This window comes from Oceanicaulis sp. LC35, assembly GCF_052055585.1.
In the GTDB taxonomy this organism is placed as follows: domain Bacteria; phylum Pseudomonadota; class Alphaproteobacteria; order Caulobacterales; family Maricaulaceae; genus Oceanicaulis.
Genome location: NZ_CP170485.1, coordinates 1,843,324 through 1,864,524 on the forward strand (window position 1 = coordinate 1,843,324; position 21,201 = coordinate 1,864,524).

General features: G+C 63.9%; 21 protein-coding genes and 1 tRNA gene. 13 read left to right on the forward strand and 9 right to left on the reverse strand.

The genetic code is table 11. The features are described from left to right. Positions 1–6: 6 nt before the first annotated feature. The 3 genes from ACFELO_RS08765 to ACFELO_RS08775 all read right to left on the reverse strand — a co-directional run bounded on the left by ACFELO_RS08765 (position 7) and on the right by ACFELO_RS08775 (position 2,034). Positions 7–453 (reverse strand): DUF2948 family protein, encoded by a 447-nt coding sequence (locus ACFELO_RS08765; RefSeq protein ID WP_440957395.1) that lies wholly within the window; start codon positions 451–453, stop codon positions 7–9. After that, positions 454–1,731, reverse strand: coding sequence for a UDP-N-acetylglucosamine 1-carboxyvinyltransferase (gene murA / locus ACFELO_RS08770; RefSeq protein WP_440957396.1), 1,278 nt, complete (start codon positions 1,729–1,731; stop codon positions 454–456). 147 nt (positions 1,732–1,878) lie between these two features. Beyond that, entirely contained in the window at positions 1,879–2,034 is a 156-nt protein-coding gene (locus ACFELO_RS08775) for a hypothetical protein (protein ID WP_440957397.1), read from the reverse strand. A 116-nt stretch (positions 2,035–2,150) separates the two neighbouring features. Between ACFELO_RS08775 and ACFELO_RS08780 the strand changes: the two genes are divergently transcribed. After that, a tRNA-Thr gene (locus ACFELO_RS08780) sits at positions 2,151–2,225 on the forward strand. Between the two features lie 143 nt (positions 2,226–2,368). After that, positions 2,369–3,751, forward strand: coding sequence for a sensor histidine kinase (locus ACFELO_RS08785; protein ID WP_440957398.1), 1,383 nt, complete (start codon positions 2,369–2,371; stop codon positions 3,749–3,751). Here the strand turns inward: ACFELO_RS08785 and ACFELO_RS08790 are convergent. After that, complete coding sequence (locus tag ACFELO_RS08790; protein WP_440957399.1) at positions 3,748–4,152, reverse strand: response regulator; 405 nt, start codon at positions 4,150–4,152, stop codon at positions 3,748–3,750. The two genes, ACFELO_RS08785 and ACFELO_RS08790, sit on opposite strands and share 4 nt — an antisense overlap. Positions 4,153–4,417: 265 nt before the next feature. On the opposite strand from ACFELO_RS08790, the gene ACFELO_RS08795 reads away from it, so the two are divergent. Beyond that, positions 4,418–5,431 (forward strand): alpha/beta fold hydrolase, encoded by a 1,014-nt coding sequence (locus ACFELO_RS08795; RefSeq protein ID WP_440957400.1) that lies wholly within the window; start codon positions 4,418–4,420, stop codon positions 5,429–5,431. Between the two features lie 6 nt (positions 5,432–5,437). On the opposite strand, the gene ACFELO_RS08800 is transcribed toward ACFELO_RS08795, so the two are convergent. After that, positions 5,438–6,259 (reverse strand): DUF2793 domain-containing protein, encoded by an 822-nt coding sequence (locus ACFELO_RS08800; protein WP_440957401.1) that lies wholly within the window; start codon positions 6,257–6,259, stop codon positions 5,438–5,440. 144 nt (positions 6,260–6,403) lie between these two features. Here ACFELO_RS08800 and ACFELO_RS08805 point away from each other — a divergent pair, with 144 nt between their 5' ends. The 3 genes from ACFELO_RS08805 to ACFELO_RS08815 all read left to right on the forward strand — a co-directional run bounded on the left by ACFELO_RS08805 (position 6,404) and on the right by ACFELO_RS08815 (position 10,905). Further along, a complete protein-coding gene (locus tag ACFELO_RS08805) occupies positions 6,404–8,371 on the forward strand; it encodes a methylmalonyl-CoA mutase family protein (RefSeq protein WP_440957402.1) in 1,968 nt (655 codons plus the stop codon). Further along, complete coding sequence (gene scpA / locus ACFELO_RS08810) at positions 8,368–10,509, forward strand: methylmalonyl-CoA mutase (RefSeq protein WP_440957403.1); 2,142 nt, start codon at positions 8,368–8,370, stop codon at positions 10,507–10,509. The genes ACFELO_RS08805 and scpA overlap by 4 nt, the downstream gene beginning before the upstream one ends. A 75-nt stretch (positions 10,510–10,584) precedes the next feature. After that, complete coding sequence (locus ACFELO_RS08815; RefSeq protein WP_440957404.1) at positions 10,585–10,905, forward strand: heavy metal-binding domain-containing protein; 321 nt, start codon at positions 10,585–10,587, stop codon at positions 10,903–10,905. Between the two features lie 135 nt (positions 10,906–11,040). Here ACFELO_RS08815 and ACFELO_RS08820 read toward each other — a convergent pair whose 3' ends face one another. Further along, on the reverse strand, positions 11,041–11,325 hold the full coding sequence (locus ACFELO_RS08820) for a GIY-YIG nuclease family protein (protein ID WP_440957405.1): 285 nt from the start codon (positions 11,323–11,325) through the stop codon (positions 11,041–11,043). A 271-nt stretch (positions 11,326–11,596) separates the two neighbouring features. On the opposite strand from ACFELO_RS08820, the gene ACFELO_RS08825 reads away from it, so the two are divergent. The 4 genes from ACFELO_RS08825 to meaB all read left to right on the forward strand — a co-directional run bounded on the left by ACFELO_RS08825 (position 11,597) and on the right by meaB (position 14,297). Then, positions 11,597–12,028, forward strand: coding sequence for a peptidase S1 (locus ACFELO_RS08825; protein ID WP_440957406.1), 432 nt, complete (start codon positions 11,597–11,599; stop codon positions 12,026–12,028). Positions 12,029–12,156: 128 nt separating this feature from the next. Continuing rightward, complete coding sequence (locus ACFELO_RS08830; protein ID WP_440957407.1) at positions 12,157–12,672, forward strand: CC0125/CC1285 family lipoprotein; 516 nt, start codon at positions 12,157–12,159, stop codon at positions 12,670–12,672. A gap of 66 nt (positions 12,673–12,738) precedes the next feature. Next, a complete protein-coding gene (locus ACFELO_RS08835; RefSeq protein WP_440957408.1) occupies positions 12,739–13,257 on the forward strand; it encodes a CC0125/CC1285 family lipoprotein in 519 nt (172 codons plus the stop codon). Between the two features lie 59 nt (positions 13,258–13,316). After that, a complete protein-coding gene (gene meaB / locus ACFELO_RS08840; RefSeq protein WP_440957409.1) occupies positions 13,317–14,297 on the forward strand; it encodes a methylmalonyl Co-A mutase-associated GTPase MeaB in 981 nt (326 codons plus the stop codon). Here meaB and ACFELO_RS08845 read toward each other — a convergent pair whose 3' ends face one another. The 3 genes from ACFELO_RS08845 to ACFELO_RS08855 form a co-directional block, all read right to left on the reverse strand. Further along, positions 14,298–14,861 carry a helix-hairpin-helix domain-containing protein gene (locus tag ACFELO_RS08845; protein ID WP_440957410.1) on the reverse strand — a complete coding sequence of 188 codons (564 nt, stop codon included), beginning with the start codon at positions 14,859–14,861 and terminating at the stop codon, positions 14,298–14,300. It lies immediately after the preceding gene. After that, a complete protein-coding gene (locus ACFELO_RS08850) occupies positions 14,861–15,943 on the reverse strand; it encodes a hypothetical protein (RefSeq protein WP_440957411.1) in 1,083 nt (360 codons plus the stop codon). The genes ACFELO_RS08845 and ACFELO_RS08850 overlap by 1 nt, the downstream gene beginning before the upstream one ends. Positions 15,944–16,077: 134 nt before the next feature. Then, a complete protein-coding gene (locus ACFELO_RS08855) occupies positions 16,078–17,481 on the reverse strand; it encodes a helix-turn-helix domain-containing protein (protein ID WP_440957412.1) in 1,404 nt (467 codons plus the stop codon). 144 nt (positions 17,482–17,625) lie between these two features. Here ACFELO_RS08855 and aceA point away from each other — a divergent pair, with 144 nt between their 5' ends. From aceA to aceB, 3 genes are all read left to right on the forward strand, one after another. Continuing rightward, complete coding sequence (aceA, locus tag ACFELO_RS08860) at positions 17,626–18,921, forward strand: isocitrate lyase (protein ID WP_440957413.1); 1,296 nt, start codon at positions 17,626–17,628, stop codon at positions 18,919–18,921. Positions 18,922–19,073: 152 nt separating this feature from the next. Continuing rightward, complete coding sequence (gene rraA / locus ACFELO_RS08865) at positions 19,074–19,559, forward strand: ribonuclease E activity regulator RraA (protein ID WP_440957414.1); 486 nt, start codon at positions 19,074–19,076, stop codon at positions 19,557–19,559. Between the two features lie 18 nt (positions 19,560–19,577). Further along, a complete protein-coding gene (aceB, locus tag ACFELO_RS08870; protein WP_440957415.1) occupies positions 19,578–21,176 on the forward strand; it encodes a malate synthase A in 1,599 nt (532 codons plus the stop codon). Positions 21,177–21,201: the final 25 nt, after the last annotated feature.

A 21,201-nucleotide genomic window follows, 5' to 3' on the forward strand; every position in this document is an offset into this window, starting at 1 on the left:
TCCGGGTCATGCCTCGTCGTCATCAGGATGGCTCGGTCGCGCCGCTGCCCGCCAGGGCTGGGACACATCCGCAAGCGCCATATCAATGCATTCCACCTCAAGACGGAGTTCCCCGCCACCGGAAAAGGTGAAGCTGAGCACGCCGCCCGGCGCCTCGCCCGGTTCAAACGCCATGGACAACAGGCTGATCACCCCGTCTTCGTGGCCCTGCTTGAGGCGTTTGGACTGGGCCTTGAGCACAGAGCCCACCTGCAAGGCGGCGCGCACGCGCTCGCCATGCCCCCGGCTGGGCCCTTCCCAGCGGAACCGGTTCAGCGCCAGGGTGAATTGCTGCGCTTTGGGTTCGAACTGGAAGTCTCCCAGCAGCCCCACAGCGTCCTGCAAGGCCGCAGACAGAACCGCCAGATCCTCAGGCGAGTGCGCCAACAGGCGCATGGGCGAGTAGTCGGCCATTCAGCCCTCCGCTTGTTCCGGCACGCGGCGAATATCAGCGCCACAGGCGGACAGCTTGTCCTCCAGGCGCTCGAAACCGCGATCAAGATGGTAGATTCGGCTTACGCGCGTCTCACCTTCAGCAGCGAGACCGGCAATGACAAGACTGACCGATGCGCGCAGGTCGGTCGCCATCACCGGCGCGCCCCTCAGCGCACACGGGCCGCGCACCACCGCCTCATTGCCGCGCACATCAATGCGCGCGCCCAGACGCGACAATTCAGGCGCGTGCATGAAACGGTTCTCGAAAATCGTCTCGCGGATCACCGAAGCGCCCTCCGCCAGGCTCATCAGCGCCATGAATTGCGCCTGCAGATCGGTCGGGAAGCCCGGAAACGGCGCGGTCTGCATATCGACGGCCCTGAGCGCGCCGGGGCGTTTGACGCGCACGCCGCCCGCTTCCGCCTCGACCTCCAGCCCCGCCTTGCGCAAGAGCGCCCACATGGCGCCGTTATGATCAAAGATCGCATCCTTGAGCAGCACGTCACCGCCCACGACCGCCGCAGCGGCCATGGCGTAAGTGCCGGTCTCGATCCGGTCAGGCACGACCGACCAGTCCGCGCCATGCAGCTTGTCCACGCCTTCAATGGTGATGGTGGCGGTTCCCGCCCCTTCCACCTTCGCGCCCATGGCGTTCAGGCAGCCGGCGAGGTCGGCGATCTCGGGCTCGCGGGCGCAGTTTTCCAGCACGGTTTGCCCCTTGGCCAGAACGGCCGCCAGCATGGCGTGCTCGGTCGCGCCCACGGACACCATCGGGAAGGTGATGCGCGCGCCTTTCAGGCCGCCTGCAGGCGCCTTGGCGTTCACATAGCCCTCGGACAGCTCGATCTCGGCGCCCAGCGCTTCAAGCGCCTGAAGGTGCAGATCCACCGGGCGCGCGCCGATGGCGCAGCCGCCGGGCAAAGAGACACGGGCATGGCCGACGCGGGCGATCAGCGGGCCGAGCACGTTGAAGCTCGCGCGCATCTTGCGCACCAGATCATAGGGCGCGAAGGGCTCGCCCAGCTTGTCCGCCTGCATGAAGAGTTTGGCGCCGGCGCGCTCTTCCACCACCACGCCCAGCCGCGCCAGCAAATGGCCCAGAAAGCGCGTATCGGCGAGGCGCGGCATGCGCGACAGCTCCAGAGGACCATCGGTCAGCAGGGAGGCGGCCATCAATTTGAGCGCGGAGTTCTTCGCGCCTGAAATCTCGATCTCGCCGACAAGAGGCGATCCGCCGCGAATTAGAATGCTGTCCATACTGCCCTCATGGTCCTGATTGGCGTGCGCCGACGCCCAGCGCCCCACCCTTTGACGCCCACATGTAAGGGCATTCGCACAATGACGAAACGAGGGCGTCACAGAGGCCATGATTTGTGTGCAGAGACGGCCCGGCGCAAGACGGGCTCAATCGCGGGACTCACCGCCCTCGCCGCCTGCGTCTTCCTTGCGGGCCGCCGCCTTGCGACGCCGCAGATTGGCGCGCAAGGCCTGCGCCAGGCGCTGCTCACGGTCTGATTGGGGGCTCTTGGCCTTTGCAGGCTTGCGATCTTCGGTGCTCATGCGCCTTCAACTGCCTTATATCTGCAAAAGAGGTCAAGCCCGGTCTTGGCGCGAGAAGAATCAGACGCTATAAGCCCGGCTCCGACGACGCGAGAGCAACCTCTCGCACACCGGACGCCGCTATAGCTCAGGGGTAGAGCGTTCCCTTGGTAAGGGAGAGGTCGAGTGTTCAATTCACTCTAGCGGCACCACTTACCCACTTTCGAAATTTCTATATTCACGCGCCTCCGGACACACGTCTTGAGCGTGTGCGTCTTTAGCCTACACTCCATACAGGAGTCGCAGGGGCTATGGACCGCCTGACAGCGCTTGCGGCATGGCGTCTGGGGGAAGCATGCACCGCAAGAAGGTCTTCGCAACCGCTCTGGCGAGTTTGATCGCGATCACGGCCGTCGATATCTGGCTCAGCAACCAGATTCGCCAGGAGCAATCAGCGCTTCTCGAGACCGTCTCCACCGCCCGCCATGAAACCTCGCAGCTGCACGACGATATGGGTTTTGGCGGCCTAATTCATAACTTCAAGAACTACGTGATCCGGGGCGATGCGGTCTATTTCGACACATCGCGCGAGCGCGCCCACGCCCTGCAGATTCGCATTGAACGTCTGCAGTCGCTAAGCGCCGAACTGGGTCTGCAAGCGGATCTGAGCGCTGTTCGCGATACCATCACCGCCTATTCGGACCGGCTGGATACCGTTCGGCGCGGTTGGCTCGCCGATCAGCCGATCGCCGAAATCGATGCGCTTGTCCGTGTGGATGACCAGCCAGCGCTCGATCAGATCGCCACGCTGGAAAGCCAGATTGATGTCGTGACCCGGGACGGCATGAACCGGCTGAATCGACTGAGCACCATCCAGAGCGTGATGGCCCCCATGCTTCAGGCGTTGATGCTGGCCCTTATCATCCTCATGTGGACCCGGGTCTACCGCACGCGGGCGAAAGCGGCGCAGGAAGCCCAGGCGCAAGTCGCCAATCTGGACGCATCGCTGAGAGCTCAGTCACTGACCCTTGAGCGCATGCGTGAGAGCAATACGGCGCTTGAGAACTTCACCTCCATGGTGGCGCATGACCTCAAGGCCCCATTGCGTCAGGCGACCATGCTGCTCCATCTCGCCCGTCGCGCCGCCTCCGATGAGGACAAGGATGCGACTCTCACGCAGGTCCGTGACCGGATAGAACACGCAAACTCACTCGTTGAGAGCTTCCTCAATCTCGCGCAACTCAATGACCAACCGCCAGAAACCTCACTGGAAGACATGACGGCGATCTTCCATGAAGCGGTGGACGAGCTCGCCATCCTTTATCGCAAGGCGCCGCGCCATATCCAGATCGACCCTCTGGGCATGGCATTTTGTGATCGCGAACTGATCCGGCAGGTCGCAATCAACCTGCTGACCAACGCGCTGAAATACGCCAAGGCCGGCACGACGTTACAGATTCGCGTCTACGCCCTCCGCGACGAGAGCATGCTCACCGTGTATGTGGAGGATAACGGGGTCGGCATTCCGCCCGAGCTTGCAGAGCATGTGTTCAGCCCGATGGTGCAAGGCAAGAATGCAGGCGCGACAAAGAACAAGGGACGAGGTTTGGGGCTGGCGCTCTGCCAGACCATCATCGCGGCGCATGGCGGCGATATCCGGGTCTCCCCCGTCAAAGGGGCGGGAACACGGATCCGGTTCACCCTGCCGCTGGCGCAACCGGAACCAAGCGTGATTTAGCTGCTGCGTTCAGCCACAGTGAACCAGAAGTGCGAGATCTCATTGAGAACCCGCTCATACCCTTCCGGTGAGTCCGGTTTGCGAATGTAGGCGTTCCCGGCTTTCCCATAGAACCGGCGAACATCGGACTTGTTGTTCGATGTCGACAGCATCAGAATCGGAATGCCGCTGAGCGCATCATCAGACTTCAGGGTCTGGGTCAGCTCCACCCCGTCCATGCCAGGCATGGACAGGTCCGTGACAATCAGGTCCGGCGCCTTGTGAGAGCGTAGGAATTCGAGCGCCTTGTTGCCGTCCTCGCAATAGGTCGCATCAACATCGAGATTGCTATCGTCAAGGCTGAGCTTGAGAAACATCCGGTCCGTCGCGTCGTCTTCCACGAACAAAATAGATTGCGTCATGTTGGTCTTACCTATGCGCCACGCATTTGTTTGTACATAATATTTGTACGAACCTAAAACCCTATGCCAGAGCCTGCATCCTTACGACAGCAATTATAGGATGTGGTTAACGATCAATCCCGCACCCTCTTGTCGAGCCACCGACCACCATCCTCCTTCGATTCTTGGTGATCCGCGCAATCCGGCCTAGGGTCATGTGAACAAACAAGAACCTCTTCCGACATTGCCTGCTTTCCTCTCTGCCTGGTTTGGCCGAATGCCTTTGATGACCCCTCTGTTTCCGGCCCTTGAGCCATACGCCAGCGCGACCTTTTTCACGGCAGAGGGGCACAGCCTCTTCTATGAGTGCTCAGGCAATGAAGCGTGCCCGACGGTGCTGTTCATCCACGGCGGTCCCGGCTCGGGCGCCAGTGCGCGACACCGGCGCTATTTCAATCCGAACAAATGGAACATTGTGCTGTTTGATCAGCGCGGCTGCGGGCGATCCGAGCCCTTGTTCGAGCTTGAGACCAACACCCTCGCCGCACAGATCGATGACATCGAGCGCCTCAGGCAGACGCTGGGGCTCGAGCGCTGGACCCTGTTCGGCCCGTCCTGGGGATCGACCCTGGCGCTTGCCTACGCTCAGGCCCACCCGGAACGCGTGGACACACTCGTCGTGGAAGGCGTGCTGCTGGGCGAGCGCGAGGAAATGGACTGGTTTCATGACTGCGCCGGCGCAGGCGGGATATGGCCCGACGCTCAGGAGCGGCTGATGGCTGGCGTCCCTGACGCGAACCGTCGCCCGCCCGCCTTTCGCCAATGGGCGCTTGAGCGCATGCAGGAGGAGCTGGCGCAAGGCCGTCAGGATCTGGCGGGACTGGAAAATCCTGACACGCCGATCGAAACCCTGCGCCGCTCCATGATCTACCGCTGGAGCGAGTACGAGGAGACCATCGCCTGGCTCGACAAGTCTCCCGATGAAATCCGGGGTGATTTCGCCGAGAAAGGCGCAGACTGGCTGACCGGGCATTCCCTGCTGGAAGCCTGGTATTTTCACAATGACTGTTTTCTCGAACCCGGCCAGCTACTCGCCAACGCTCACAAGCTGACCATGCCCGTGCACATCATCCAGAGCCGGTATGATCTGGTTTGCCCCGGACGCGCCGCGCACCGCCTGGCCCAGGCCGCCCCGGATGCCCGCCTGCACTGGGTCGAGCGTTCCGGTCATATCATGACCGCCCCCGTCCATCGTGAAGTGCGCACTTTGTTTGAAGCGCTCGCGAGCACTCAGCGCTAGGCGTCCTCACCAAAGGCTCAAGGCCGCGCGGCGCCACTGATCCTGCGCGACGCAAACATAAAGATGCCCGCCATCCCAGCAGATCCGTCCCGCCTCTCCCGGGGATGTCGAACTTGCAGGTGAAAAGCTTTGCTCGACACACACATGATCTGACTGAACGCTCAACTCCGACACGCTGATACGGGCGTCCTGAGCCCTGACCCTGAACGCTTCACGCCAGCTCGCGCCGTCGTCTGAAACCTTCATCGTCAGAGCGTCATCGCCCGCCAGTCCGATCTCGGCGCGCCCTGACCAGCCTGACTGGAACAGGAGACTGGACGTCGCAGCAGGTGCAGACTTGTTCAGCGCCAACCGGATATCACCTGAGCCTGCGTCCTCGGCTGACATCAACACGCCCGAAGATTTGATCGCGACACGATTATGCCCGTCCGCCACCGCGCCGACGCCAAGCCCCTCCTGATTGTCGAGTTTGCGAATCTGCGCGTGCATGGGCCGCCAGTCCGTCCCGTCGTGAACGAGGCTCACGGCCTCATCCCGGACGTAAATAGTCATCCCGGCCCAAGGCGGGATCGCGGTCCAGACGCCTTCATGAAACACCATCAGCATCCCGGCGTTCTGTCCGCTCCAGTCCGTCCCGGTCGCCCCGTCAGGCAGGATATACCCCTCACCCTCCACGGGCTCCGCTGGCTGGGCATTCAGGGACCGGCTCATCACCGCCGCCTGCACCAGAATATCAAGCCGGGCGAGCGCTTGGTTCACAGTCACATGCTTCTGGGCCTGAGCCGGCATCAGCCAGGGCAGTTCAAGACGGGGGGTACGCTGGGACATGGGATTTCCTTGCGGTTCAAGAGCCATGTCTCAAAGCTTGAGGCGCCAGGTTGCAGGATCGGATAGCGCAACCGGATTTCCGCAGTGGCGAAACCGACGAAAGGGCGGGTTTTCTAATCCGCAAAGCCGGTGTAGGCACTGCGCATGACAGACTCTATCCGCTCCCTGGCCGAGGGATTTGAGGCCATCGATGACGCGCAATGGCGCGCGATGGCTGAAGACGCCCTCAAAGGCGCTCCGCTGGACCGGCTGGTGCGCAAGACGCTTGATGGCGTCGCGCGCGGTCCCCTCTTCACCCGCTCGGACCTCGATCAGGTCGGTGAGCTGCCTGCACCGGGCGCTGCGCCCTATTTGCGCGGACTGACCGCCGAGCGCGATCCCTACCTGCCCTGGGGCATTCGCCAGATCATTGATGATCCGGACCCCAGGGTCGCCAATGAAGCCCTGCGCACCGATCTGGCGGGCGGGGTCAGCGAAGTGGCGCTGAGCCTTGATCCGACGGGCGCCAATGGCGTCGCCGTACGCACGCTGGACGAACTGAAGACCGTGCTGGACGGGGTCATGCTCGATCTCGCGCCGGTCTATCTGCAGCCCTCGCGCATGGCGCCCCAATACGCCGCCCTCGCGCTGAGCTACATGCAGAGCCAGGGCCTGGACCTCAAATCGCTCAAGGGCGGACTCGGCCTGTCTCCGATCGGTCAGAAATCCATGGCGGGCGGCGGCGCAGCCAACCTGCCCGAACGCCTGCAACGCACCGCAGAAGCCGCCGCCTGGTGCTCCGAGCATGCGCCGGGCATCAAGGTCGTCTCCATCACCGCCAACGCCCCCCATGAAGCTGGCGGCTCGGCGGTGCATGAGCTGGCGTTCGCCTGCGCGGGCGGGACGAGCTATATGCGCGCCTTCATCGATCACGGCTTGACGCCGGATCAGGCCGCCAACGCGCTGGAGTTCAGCTTCGCCGCGGATGCAGACGTCCACCTGACCATCGCCAAGCTGCGCGCCGCAAGGCGCGTCTGGGCGCGGGTGGCGGACGCCTTTGGCTGTTCACCTGAATTTCAGGGCATGCGCATTTGCGCCATCACCTCGGCGCGCATGTTGACCGCGCGCGATGCGTGGAACAACCTCATCCGCAATGCTTGCGCGGGTCTCGGCGCAGCGGCGGGCGGAGCGGATTCCATCACCGTGCGCCCGTTCAACGAACCGCTGGGCGCAGCGACTCCCTTCGCCCGGCGCCTTGGTCGCAATCTGCAGATCATGCTGATGGAAGAGAGCCATCTGGGCGTGACGGCGGATCCGGCGGGCGGCAGCTATCTGCACGAAACGCTCGGCCATCGCCTCGCCAAGGCCGGCTGGGAGCTGTTCCAGCAGATCGAACGCCGCGGCGGCCTGTTTGAAACCGTCAAGGCGGGCTGGCTGCAGAACGAAGTGGGCAAGACGCGGGACGCCTATGTGGCGCAATACGCCGAAGGCCGTGAAGCCCTGATCGGGGTGACCCAGTTCGCCAATCTCGACGAGCGCCCCGTCGAAGCGGGCAAGCGTGACTACACGCCGCCCAGTCTCAACGCCCCGAGCCTGGAGCCCCAGCCCTTCACCGGCAAGCTCGAAGCGGCGAAAGCCGGGCACGCGATCCGCCTTCTGGACCTGCCCCGGCAGGACTGGACGCCGCTGCGCTATATGCGCCTCGCCCAGCCGTTTGAAGCCTTGCGAGACGCCGCAGACGCCTATGCCGGCAAGACCGGCGCGGCGCCCAAAGCCTTCCTCGCAACGCTGGGCGCCCTGGCGGACTTCAACGCCCGCGCCAGCTTTGCGTCCAACCGTCTGGCTGTCTCGGGCGTCGAAACCGATCCGGCGAACGAATACGCTGATATCGACGCCTGCGCTGACGACTTCGCCAAGTCCGGCTCGAAACTCGCCGTGATTTGCGGCACTGACGACGCCTATTCGGACATGGCCGAAGAGCTGGCCGAAGCGCTCAAGCAGGCCGGCGCCAGCGAGGTCTGGATTGCGGGCAAGCCGGGCCTCATCACCGGCGTGGACCACTTCATCCATATGCGCAGCCACAGTCTCGAAGATGGCGAACGCGCCCACAAGGTTCTGGGAGTGAGCGCATGAGCAAGCATCCTGATTTCACCCAGATCGGTCTCGGCCAGCCCGACATCCAGCCCGGCTCCAAGCCCCAGCGCGCGCCCTTCATGACGGCGGAAGAGCTGCCCATCAAAGCCGCCTACACGGCGGACGATGTGGCCGGGCTCGACTTTACCGACGGCTATCCCGGCGCCGCGCCCTATCATCGCGGCCCCTACCCCACCATGTTCGTCCAGCGCCCCTGGACGATCCGGCAATATGCGGGTTTCTCCACAGCCGCCGAATCCAACGCCTTCTACCGCCGCAATCTCAAGGCCGGCCAGAAAGGCCTGTCGGTAGCCTTCGATCTGGCCACTCACCGCGGCTATGACAGCGATAATCCGCGCGTGATCGGCGATGTGGGCATGGCGGGCGTCGCCATCGATTCCATTCTGGACATGCGCCAGCTCTTTGACGGCATTCCGCTCGATCAGATGAGCGTGTCCATGACCATGAACGGCGCCGTGCTGCCGGTTCTGGCGCTCTATATCGTTGCCGCCGAGGAACAGGGCGTCTCGCACAAACAGCTTTCAGGAACGATCCAGAACGACATCCTGAAAGAGTTCATGGTGCGCAACACCTATATCTATCCGCCGCGCCCCTCCATGCGGATCATCTCCGACATCTTCGCCTTTACCGCCAGAGAGATGCCGCGCTTCAACTCGATCTCGATCTCCGGCTATCACATGCAGGAGGCGGGCGCCCCCGCCGATCTCGAGCTCGCCTACACCATCGCCGATGGCCTCGAATACATCCGCTCGGGCGTCGAGGCGGGGCTCGATGTGGACGCCTTCGCGCCTCGTCTGAGCTTCTTCTGGGGCGTGTCCATGAATTACTTCATGGAAGTGGCCAAGATGCGCGCCGCGCGCCTGATCTGGGCGAGCCTTGTGAAGGCCCGGTTCAATCCGAAAAACGCCAAATCTCTCGCCCTGCGCACGCACAGCCAGACCTCGGGCTGGTCGCTGACCGCCCAGGACGTGTTCAACAATGTGGGGCGCACGGCGGTCGAGGCGATGGCGGCCGTGGATGGCCATACCCAGTCGCTGCACACCAACTCCCTTGATGAAGCGCTGGCCCTGCCGACGGACTTCTCCGCCCGTATCGCGCGCAACACCCAGCTGGTGCTGGAGACCGAGGCGCACCTCACCGATGCGATCGATCCCTGGGGCGGCAGCTATTATGTCGAACGCCTGACCCATGATCTGGCGGCTCGCGCGCTCGATCACATCGCCGAGGTGGATGAGCTGGGCGGCATGGCGAAAGCCATCGAAGAGGGCCTGCCCAAACTGCGCATCGAGGAAGCCGCCGCCAAGACCCAGGCCAAGATCGATTCCGGCCTGCAGACGATTGTCGGCGTCAACAAATTCCGCCTCAACGAGCCCGAAGACATTCCGGTGCTGAAGGTGGACAACTCAAAAGTCCGCGCCGAGCAGCTCGCCAAGCTCGAAACCCTGCGCAAGAACCGTGATCCCAAAGCGGTGGAAAGCGCACTGACCGCGCTGACCAACGCCGCAGCGGGCGGCGGCAATCTGCTCGAACTGTCTGTCGCAGCCGCACGCGCGCAGGCGACGGTCGGGGAAATCTCGGACGCCATGGAAAAGGTGTTCGGCCGCCACAAGGCGGAAATCAAATCGGTTCAGGGGGTGTTCTTGAAAGCCTCAGGGGATGACGCAAAGGTCAAGAAGGCGCTTCAAGCCTCTGATACCTTTGCTGAAAACGAAGGGCGCCGTCCGCGCATCCTGATCGCGAAAATGGGCCAGGACGGCCATGATCGCGGCCAGAAGGTCGTCGCCTCCGCCTTCGCGGATCTGGGGTGGGACGTGGATATCGGCCCGCTCTTCCAGACACCCGAAGAGGCCGCGCGTCAGGCGGTGGAGAACGATGTTCATGTCGTCGCCGCCTCCTCGCTGGCCGCCGGTCACCTCACTTTGGTGCCTGAGCTGAAAAAACAGCTCGCCGAAATGGGCCGCCCCGACATCACCATCATTGTCGGCGGCGTCATCCCGCCCGAAGACGTCCCGATCCTCAAGGATATGGGCGCCGCTGCGGTCTACCCGCCCGGCACCGTGATCGCGGATTCGGCGGTGGAGCTGATCGGAATCGTCGAGAAGGCAAGCGCGGCCTGACAGGACCGTAAGGTGACATCCATGGAGTGAGGCTCCACGCTTGGTCTCAAAGATAACAAGCAAAGGAGCCTCCCCATGATCGTCACCACCACTCCGACCGTCGAAGGCCGCCATATCCACGACTACAAGGGCGTCGTCACGGGCGAAGCCATTCTGGGCGCGCACGTCTTCCGCGACCTCTTCGCCGGCATTCGTGACATTGTCGGCGGTCGATCGGGCTCTTACGAGAAATCCCTGCGCGAAGCGCGCCAGATCGCCCTGTCCGAGCTGGAAGATGAAGCACGCAAGCTGGGCGCGAACGCCGTTGTGGGCGTTGATCTCGATTATGAAGTGATCGGCCAGCAAGGCTCGATGCTGATGGTGTCCGCGTCGGGTACAGCGGTGGTGCTGGGTTAGCCTTCCTTATTCTGAAGCGCGGTGCAGGCTGCACCCGACCGGCATGGGGTCGCCGGACAAGCCGTCGAATGACACTCTTGAATGTATAAGACATGTCATCCCCCGCTTTATGCGGGGGACCCATGCCGGTCGGCTTCAGAGCGATAGACGGTTCCAGAGGTCTGCCCAGTCCGGGTTATCCGCTTCGATCAGATTGATCTTCCACTGACGCGGATACCGCTTGATGCGCTTCTCCCGCTGAATGGCTTTCTCAACACTGTCATGAGGCTCGAACCAGACGAGCCGTTTTGCGCCATAAGTGTCGGTGAACCCCTGAACCAGCCCTTCCCGGTGCTCATAGACACGACGCAGCAGATCGTTGGTGACGCCGCAATAGAGCGTTCCCTGCTTCTGACTGGCCATAAGGTAGACGAAGTACATTCAGCCAGCACGGAGGCCGATGGGCCGAGCGGCAATGTCCCGGCATGGGTTCGCCGGACAAGCCGTCGAATGACGTTGCGTTTGAGTGCTAAGCCCTTCGCCCAACCCCCTATGATTAACGTGAAATTTTCGCTGATTGCCGGACATGCTCACCCTGGGTTCATGTTTGAGCGCCCATGGTGCGCGGGCTTGGCGCATCCCCAATTCTAGGGATGTTCACGCAAACAGAACCGTTCTACTGAACGGTCTGCAACATCTTTTGGGGGACACCATGATCCGCACCATTCTTACCGCTTCCGCAATCGCTGCAATCGCCAGCACCGCCTCGTTCGCTCAGGATTACTCCCTGAACCCGACCTACGGCACCTATTCCCTGAACGCCGGCTTCCTGCCGGATCCGTCTCAGATCCAGATCACCGCTGGCGGTTCGCTCAACGCGTCCAGCGTCGGCTGCGCCGGCTCCATCGCCAACGCGCCGGACGCCCGCCTGCATTGGGGCGGCGGTCGCATGACCATCGGCGCCACCTCCAACTCCGACACCACCCTGGTAGTGAATGGTCCGGACGGCCAATGGTACTGCTCTGACGACGTGAACGGCCTGAACCCGGCCCTCGTCTTCACCCAGTCCGGCCAGTACGACATCTGGGTCGGCGTCTATTCGGGCAGCACTGCTCCGGCGACCCTGTACGTCACCGAATACTAAGGTCCGGCCCCTCGCCAGACACACAAGGGCGGCGCCAGTCAGGCGCCGCCCTTTCTTTTTACGCCTGCCCCTGTTTCGCCATCGCTTTCAGGTTAGTCTGGGGCAAACCCGCTATCGGAGGCCTTCTCATGCGACGCGCCCTACTTCTCAGCCTGACCGCTTTCAGCCTGGCCGCCTGCGCCTCCAGCCCCGGCCCGGTCTATGGCCCGGCCAGCAGCTATTCCAACGGGACAGGCTATTCCGATTACCGCATCGAGAATGACCGCTGGCGCGTGCGCTATACCGGCGCGAACGGGCAGGATGAGGATGATGTGGAGCGGCTGGCCCTGCGCCGGGCCGGCGAGATCGCCCTGACCAACGGGTATGAGTGGTTCACCGTCGTCCATCGTCGGGAAGACACCGAGGGCGATGAGAACGAACGCCCGGTGCGTGTTGGCGGCTCGCTGGGCCAGACCTTCGGCTCGGGCGGCTTCCACGGCTCCAGCGTGGGGATTGGCATTTCCATCAATCCCGGCGCGGGCAAGACCCAGACCGAAATCAGCCTCGAGATCATCGCAGGACGCGGCGAGCCCCGCCCGGACGGCGCCTATGACGCCGCCCGCATGGCGAACCCTGCAGGCCCCTACGCGGCGAACACCCTCTAGTCCGGCTTGCAGCGCAGCGCGAACGGGGCGAGTCTCTGCGCCCTGGTTTACAGCAATGAGGCGGGCATGCGCGCGCACCTACTCACCGGATCCATGGCGCTCCTGCTTGTTGCAGGCTGCGGCGTCTCCACAACGACCTCATTCGTCAGCCCGCCGCTCAGCGCCTATGGCCCGGCCAGCGCCAGCATGTCGGGCATGGGCTATGACGCGCTCCAGCTCGGGCCCCAGCAATGGCGCGTCTGGTATACCGGACACGCCAGCGCCAGCGAGGCGCTGGTCGAGCAATACGCCTTGCGCCATGCCGCTGAAGTGGCTGCTGGAGCCGGGTATGACTGGTTCCGCATTTCCTATGACGACAATGCCCGTCACGCCGACGGCTACCGGCCGGTGAACCGGTCTGGCGAGATCACCCCGGCCTATGTGGAAGAGGTCGAACGTCCCGGCCCGATGGGCATTGTGCGCAACTGGGTGTTCCGCGAAGGCCCGCAAGGCCAGCTCACCGCCATTCTCGACATCGAGGCCGGTCGCGGATCCCGCCCCGGCGGCGCCTATGATCCGGTCGCAATCCTCAGCTCCTATCCCTGATCAGACCACTGGAGACAAATACGCTTGCCCTGCATCCCGGCTCGCGTTTGAACACTCCCATGACAGACGCGCTCGCAGACAAGCTGATCGACGGAGACCGCGCCGCGCTCGCCCGCGGCATCACACTTGTGGAATCCACCCGCCCCGACCACCAGGCCCGGGCGCGAGACCTTCTGACCCGGGTCATGGACCGTACAGGCAACGCCTGGCGTATCGGGCTGACGGGCGTTCCGGGCGTGGGCAAGTCCACCCTGATCGAACGATTGGGCGGCCATCTGACCGGGCAAGGCCGCAAGGTCGCCGTGCTGGCGGTGGACCCGTCCTCGTCCCGCACCAAGGGCTCTATCCTCGGCGACAAGACCCGCATGGGCGCGCTGGCGGTGGACCGCAACGCCTTTATCCGCCCCTCCCCCAGCGCCGGTTCGCTGGGCGGCGTCGCCCGCAAGACCCGCGAATCCATGCTGCTGTGTGAAGCGGCGGGCTATGACGTGGTGATTGTGGAGACCGTGGGCGTCGGCCAGTCCGAAACCGTGGTGGCGGACATGGTGGACGTCTTCGTCGCCCTGATGTTGCCCGGCGCCGGGGACGAGCTGCAGGGCATCAAGAAAGGCCTTCTGGAGCTTGCTGAAATCCTGTTCGTGAACAAGGCGGATGGCGAGAACGAAACCCGCGCCCGTCGCGCCCAGCGCGATCTCGAAGCCGCGCTGCACCTGTTCGCGCCCGTCAGCCCGCACTGGAATCCGGCTGTCCTGCGCGGGTCCGGCCTGACAGGGGATGGCATCGAGACGCTATGGGAAACGGTGAGGCAGCACCGCAAGGCGCTGGAGGGTGCTGGCGCGCTTAAGCAGAAACGATCCGGTCAGCAGGTGCGCTGGCTGTGGTCCATGGTGGAAGAGCGCGTCCTGCAAAGCTTCCATGCCGATCCGGACATCCAGACACTGGCGCCCGAGCTGGAACGCGCTGTGTCCGATGGCCGACTGCCCGCCAGCGAAGCCGCAGAGCGGCTGTGGCGGGCCAATCGTCCTGACACCGAAAACTGATCAGTTCGACAGGGCTTTCGCCTGTTTCACCCATTCATCGCGGGCGATCCGACCGCGGCCATTAATGGCCTCGTCCATGCGCGCGACATCGTCATCTGTCCAGTTGGCGATCTGGGCCAGAGACGTCACGCCCAGCTCAGCCAGCGCGGCGGCGGCTTTCGGGCCCAGCCCCTTGATCTTCGTCAGGTCGTCGCTGACCGGCGCGGTTTCGGTTTCCGGCACCGCGATCGGCTCCTGAACCGTCTTGGCAGGCTTGGGCCTGGGCGCCGCCTTGGTCTCGGACTTGGCGGGCGCCTGAGGGGTCACCAGCTCGGGCGCAGCTTCCTGCAGCAGGTCTGCGGCACGCTTCTTCGGCGCGGCAGGCTCAGCCTTGGGCATCGGCTCCGCTTCAACATCCAGCGTGGTCGTGGCGTGAGAATGGGGCCCTTGCGCAGGCTCCAGCAGACCTTTCGGCGCCGCCTTGGGCGCCTCATCGGATTTGCCGTGCAGAATCCAGCCCGTCACCACGCCGCCAATGAAGGCCAGCAGCAACAGGATCCACATATTCCAGATCAGCCACATCATCAGCCTTGTTCCTCTTCAAGTTCGGGCGTCGCAAGGTCCGGGACAGAGACCGGCGTCAGGGTGAATTGAATGGCTTCCGGCGCGCCCAGCGGCGCGGCCTGAGCCAGAAAATGAGACCGCTCCACGCCGGCTTCCGCCATGGCGGTCGCAGCGGCTTCGCCCCGCATCAGCGCCAGGCTGGCGCCTTCATCGCCCGGCTCATCGGCACGGACCGCAATGATCAGCTCGCCAGCCTCAAGACAGGCGGCATAGACCTCGCCCGCCCGGCGCAGGGCGGCGCGGCTCTCACCGGTCAGAATGCTGCGCCCCGGCGCAAACGCGATCGGGCGTCGTCCCAGCGCGCCCTTGATCAGAAGCTCGCACACTTGCGGATCAGACAGGCGGGTCTCATAGCTTTCGCCATCCGCCCGCACCAGCGCGGCTGCGGAAAACCCGGCAGGCGTCGTTTCGAACATGCGCCGCACATCCCGCGCCGCCGCCGCGCTGGGCGCCAGACCGGTCACCGCCGCACGGTCGCGGGTCACCAGACCCGCGCCCGCGTCCAGCTCGCCGAGCGCGCGGATCGTATCGGTGACCATCGTCTCCCAGCCCGCAGGCGCAGCGCCCGGCGCAAGGCGGAACTCCACATCCACCCGGCCCGCGCTGACATCGCGCGCCAGCTCTTCCAGCCGCTCACCGGTTTCGGCATCAGGGATCAGGCCCGCCAGACGCAGGCGTCCGCCGGTCAGGTCCAGTCGCAGGGCGAAGCTTTCCGCCTCGCCGGGCAGACGGGTCTGGTCGATCACCTGTGTGACCCCGCCCGCCACCACGCCGCCCGCCCAGCTGGCGGTGGAAACCGCCTGCAGCGCGGCCTGACGCGCCTGACGCGAGGGCGCGAGGCCGCTCAGCGTTGCGGTCTGGCCATTCATCTCAACGCGCGCCCATTCATCCGCGCGCAGGGCATAGAGCGCATCCTCGGCGGCGCCTTGCAGACGGTCTTCCAGCACGCTGGCGGACATGGGGCTCGCATGAATCGCGACGCCCCCCAGCACCAGGAAGACGGCGCCCGCTATGAGTGCGGCTTTACGGCGTGCAGACAGCATGACCCTGATCCCGTGAATCGGCGACTTCATCCGCCCCATCATACGCAATCACATGAGGCGGTCGAACTGGAAACTGCGCACGTGCACAATCAGTTCCATAGCCGTCCATGATCATGGCGGTTTCAAGTCCGGCGCTAGTCATCCCCGAAGCTGAACGGCGCCGCGCCCCGCAAGTGCGGATCCACCCGCAAGCTGCGCTGCATGGGCGGGAAAGCCCGCACCGGGCAGTCATTGCGATCACACAGGCGGCAGGACAGGCCGATGGGGGTAAACCGCTCGCCCGGATCGTAGACAATGCGGTCAAGCGCGCTGACTTCACACCCCACCGCGACCGCGTTCAGCGCCGCCGTCCCATCCGCCAGCGGGCGCGTCACCGCGCGGGAGATGGAAATGAAGCGACTGCCATCGGTCAGCTCGAGCCCCTGCACATGAAGCTGTTCGGGCGCCCGGAAGACATCATAGAGCCGCCAGCGCGCACACCCCCCGCCCGACCGGGCGAAGGCCAGCACGCCGCCGCCAAACCGCTTGGTGACATTGCCGGCCTGGTCGGTGCGGATCATGAAGAAAGGCACGCCGCGCGCGCCGGGCCGGTGCAGCGTGGTCAGCCGGTGGCAGACCTGCTCAAAGCTCACTTCGAATTTCCGGCGCAGCGCATCAATGTCGTATTTCGACCGCTCCGCCGCTTCAAAGAATGTCTGATAGGGCATCATCAGAGCGGCGGCGGCATAGCTGGCCAGTGTGGAGCGCAGCATGGCGCGGGCATCATCACTCAGCCCCGAAGCCCTGTGCGCCTCCTGATCGAGCACATCCCCGAGCTCGAGATTGACCAGCGTCACCGCCAGGTGAAACACCCGCCCCGCCGGCTCCAGAAGATCGGACAGCAAGAGCTTGCGGGCGTGAAAATCAAAGCGGCGCAACGCCCCGCCCATCACCGCATCATCATAGGTGCGCACGGCGGCGCCATGAGAGGATTTCAAACGCGCCGTCAGCGCCGCCCCCAGATCGGACGGATCATCGAGACCGGCCCTGAAGCGATCGCACGCATCTTCGATAGAGGGGAAATAGTTCGAGGCCGCATCCAGCGCGTCACGCACTTCTTCCAGAGGGCTCAGGATCGCCCCACCCTCCTCGCCCGTCGCACGTAAGGCCAGGTCAGCCGCCGCCGCATTGCTTTCTCGATAGGCCTGATGAAGCTTGGCCAGCGCCTCGGCCGCGCGCGGATGGGCGTCCGCCAGCTCCTGCACGTCGCGCGCATCCAGATCCGCGCTTTTGAGCACCGGGTCAGCGGCGGCCTCCTTCAGATCGGCCAGCAATTGCCGGTCGCTCTCGGCTGCAAAGGCGCGCACATCCACATCAAAGACTTCCGCCAGCGACAACAGCACGCGCGCCGTCACCGGGCGCTGATTGCGCTCGAGCAGGTTCAGATAACTGGGAGAGACATTCAGGCTCTCGGCGAACTGGGCCTGGGTCTGCCCGAGCTCCTTGCGCAAGCGACGCAAGCGGGCGCCAGCGAAGAGCTTTTCCTGGGACGCGCTCATTTGTAAATCAATTTACATCCATACAGGCTTACAAGTATGTATTGCATACCTCGTATCCTCTTTTTATGCAATGGGGTGCTGGTCACGCTGCGGCTGCGTTGTAAGGTCATTGACAACGAAGTTCACACAAAAGGGGCAACCCCGATGACCACGTTCTATGATCTGGTTCCCGCCGCCGCCAAAGGTCGCTTTGACGGCATCGAGCGCAACTATACGCCTGAAGACGTCCTCAAGCTGCGCGGCTCCGTGCAGATCCAGCACACTCTGGCCGAGCGTGGCGCGGCCAAGCTGTGGGAGCTCATCACCACCGAGCCCTACATCAACGCACTGGGCGCCCTGTCCGGCAACCAGGCCATGCAAATGGTCCGCGCGGGCCTGAAAGCCATCTACCTGTCCGGTTGGCAGGTTGCGGCTGACGCCAACACCGCCGGCGCCATGTATCCGGACCAGTCGCTGTACCCGGCGAACTCCGCTCCGGAACTGGCCAAGAAGATCAACCGCACCCTGCAGCGCGCCGACCAGATCGAAGTCGCTGAAAAGGGCAAGGCCGAGCGTGACTGGTTCGCCCCGATCGTGGCGGACGCGGAAGCCGGCTTTGGCGGCACGCTGAACTGCTATGAAATCATGCGCGCCTTCATCGAGGCTGGCGCTTCTGGCGTTCACTTCGAAGACCAGGTCGCCGCCGAAAAGAAATGCGGACACCTGGGCGGCAAGGTTCTGATCCCGACCAGCCAGCACGAACGCAACCTCAACGCTGCGCGCCTCGCTGCAGACGTCATGGGCGTGCCGACCATCACCGTGGCCCGCACCGATGCGGAATCCGCAACCTTGATCAACTCTGACGTTGACGAGCGCGACCACGAATTCATCGATTACGATGCCGGCCGCACCGCGGAAGGCTTCTATCGCCTCAAGCCGGGCATGGGCGTCGATCACTGCATCAAGCGTGGTCTCGCCTACGCCAAGGTCGCCGACCTGCTATGGTGGGAAACCTCCAAGCCGAACCTTGAAGAAGCCAAACGCTTCGCCGAGGCCGTCCAGAAAGCCTATCCGGGCAAGATGATGGCGTACAACTGCTCGCCGTCCTTCAACTGGGAAGCCAATCTGGACAAGGCCACCATCGAAACCTACCAGCGTGAGCTGGGCGCGATGGGCTACAAGTTCCAGTTCGTGACGCTGGCGGGCTTCCACCAGCTCAACCACGGCATGTTCCAGCTGGCTTCGGGCTACCGCGATCGCGGCATGGGCGCCTATTCCGAGCTGCAACAGGCCGAGTTCGCGGCCGAGAAGGATGGCTACACCGCCACCCGTCACCAGCGCGAAGTGGGCACCGGTTATTTCGATCTCGTGAACATGACCCTGTCGGGCGGCCAGGCCTCCACGACCGCAATGGGCGCGTCCACCGAGACCGACCAGTTCAAGACCGACGCGGCGGAGTAATCCGCCCTGCCGAACTCAGGGCTTGCGTTGGTGGACACGCGAGCCCTGACTGAGGGCGCTGTGGCGGACCGCTGGATGTCCGCCCGGCGCTCTCAAGCGTTTTCCAGCCCCAGTTTTCTGCCTGATCCCGCCTGACCGACCAGGAGGCTTTCATGACCCCCGTTTGCGATTTGTGCGACGCGTTCCCCGAGCAGGTCCAAGTGCTCGAACCCGTGCTGAAATCGTATGGCGGCGAGACAGCCTTTTACGGACAGGTCGAGACCATCCGCACCCATGAAGACAATTCGCGGGTGCGCGAGGCGGTCTCCGAACCCGGATCAGGTCGCGTGCTCGTCGTTGACGGTGGTGGATCGCTCAAGCGATCGCTCCTGGGAGGAGACCTCGCCGGTAAAGCCGCCGCAAATGGCTGGTCCGGCGTGATCGTCAACGGCGCCGTGCGCGATGTCGCAGAGCTGGAAGCGGAAGCCCTGGGCGTGCTCGCCCTGGCACTCATCCCCATGAAAACCGAAAAGCGCGATCTTGGCGTTCGCGGCGTTCCGGTCACCCTGGCAGGCGCAGTCGTGCGCCGCGGCGACTGGATCTATGCTGACCGGGACGGTGTCATCGTCTCCGCCGAGCCGCTGCACCTGCAAATCTGACCCTAGAAGGAGCGCCCCATGAGCGACGCCCCCAACGGCCTTGTCATTCACGGCCCGATGAAGCCCGGCTTTGAAGAGATTCTGTCTTCTGAAGCCCTGAGCCTTCTGGCTGATGTGCACCGCCGCTTTCACGGTGAACGCCTGCGCCTGCTGCAAGCGCGTCTCGACCGTCAGGCGCGCCTTGATAGCGGCGAGGAAATCCTCGACTTCCCCGAAGAGACCAAAGCCATCCGCAATGGCGAATGGACCGTGCCCCCCGCCCCGGCTGACCTGCAGGACCGCCGGGTGGAGATCACCGGGCCGGTGGACCGCAAAATGGTCATCAACGCGCTCAATTCCGGCGCGAAATGCTTCATGGCCGATTTTGAGGACGCGTCGACCCCGTCCTGGGAGAACATGGTCGAGGGCCAGATCAATCTGCGCGACGCCAATCTGCGCACGATCAGCTTCACCGATGAGAAGTCGGGCAAGTCCTATGCCCTCAGCGCCTCTCCGGCGACCCTGATTGCGCGGGCGCGCGGCCTGCATCTCGATGAAGCGCACGTCACCGTCGATGGCGCGCCGGTTTCGGGCGGCTTTTTCGATTTCGTGCTTTACCTGTTCCACAACCATGCCAGCACGGCGAAGAACGGCTCCGGCCCGTACTTCTACATTCCCAAGCTGGAAACGCGCTTTGAAGCGCGCCTGTGGTCGCTGGTGATCCGTCACTGCGAGGAAGCGCTCGGCCTGAAACGCGGCACGGTGCGCATCACGGTGCTGATCGAGACCCTGCCCGCCACGTTCGAGCTCGACGAGATGCTCTATGAACTGCGCGAGAACATCACGGCGTTCAACGCTGGTCGCTGGGACTATATCTTCAGCTTCATCAAGCGCCAGAAGACGGACGCCGCGAAAGTCCTGCCTGACCGCGCCCAGGTGACCATGACCGCCCCCTTCATGGCGTCTTACGCCGAGCGGGTGATCGCGGTGTGCCACCGTCGCGGCGCGCACGCCATGGGCGGGATGTCCGCCTTCATCCCGGTCAAGGGCGATGATGCGGCGAACGCAGCCGCGGTGGAGAAAGTCAAAGCGGACAAGACCCGCGAAGCCAGTATCGGCCATGACGGCGCCTGGGTCGCGCACCCGGCCCTCGTCCCCGTGGCGATCGAGGCCTTCGACAAGGTGATGCCGGGCCCGAACCAGCTCGACAAGAAACCCGCCGTGAAAGAGGACCGCGAGGTTCTGACCTCGGCGTGCGAAGGCACGATTACCGAGAGCGGCCTGTACGGCAATGCGGATGTCGCCATTCGCTATATCGCGAGCTGGCTGCAAGGCCGCGGCGCCGCGCCGATCCACAATCTGATGGAAGACGCGGCCACCGCCGAAATCTCCCGCGCCCAGCTCTGGCAATGGCGCACCCATGGCGCCAAGACCGATGATGGCCAGCTGATCGACGCCGAGCGCGTCAAAGCCGTCATCGCCAAGGCGGCCGACGCCATCAAGAGCGAAGTGGGCGACAATGCCTGGTCTGGCGGACGTTTCTCGGAGGCCGCCGACATCCTGACCGATCTGGCGTTGAGCGACACGTTCGAGGAATTCCTCACCCTGCCCGCCTACGGCAAGATCCAGTCGCGCTAGGCGAGCGCCGATTCGCACAAAGGGC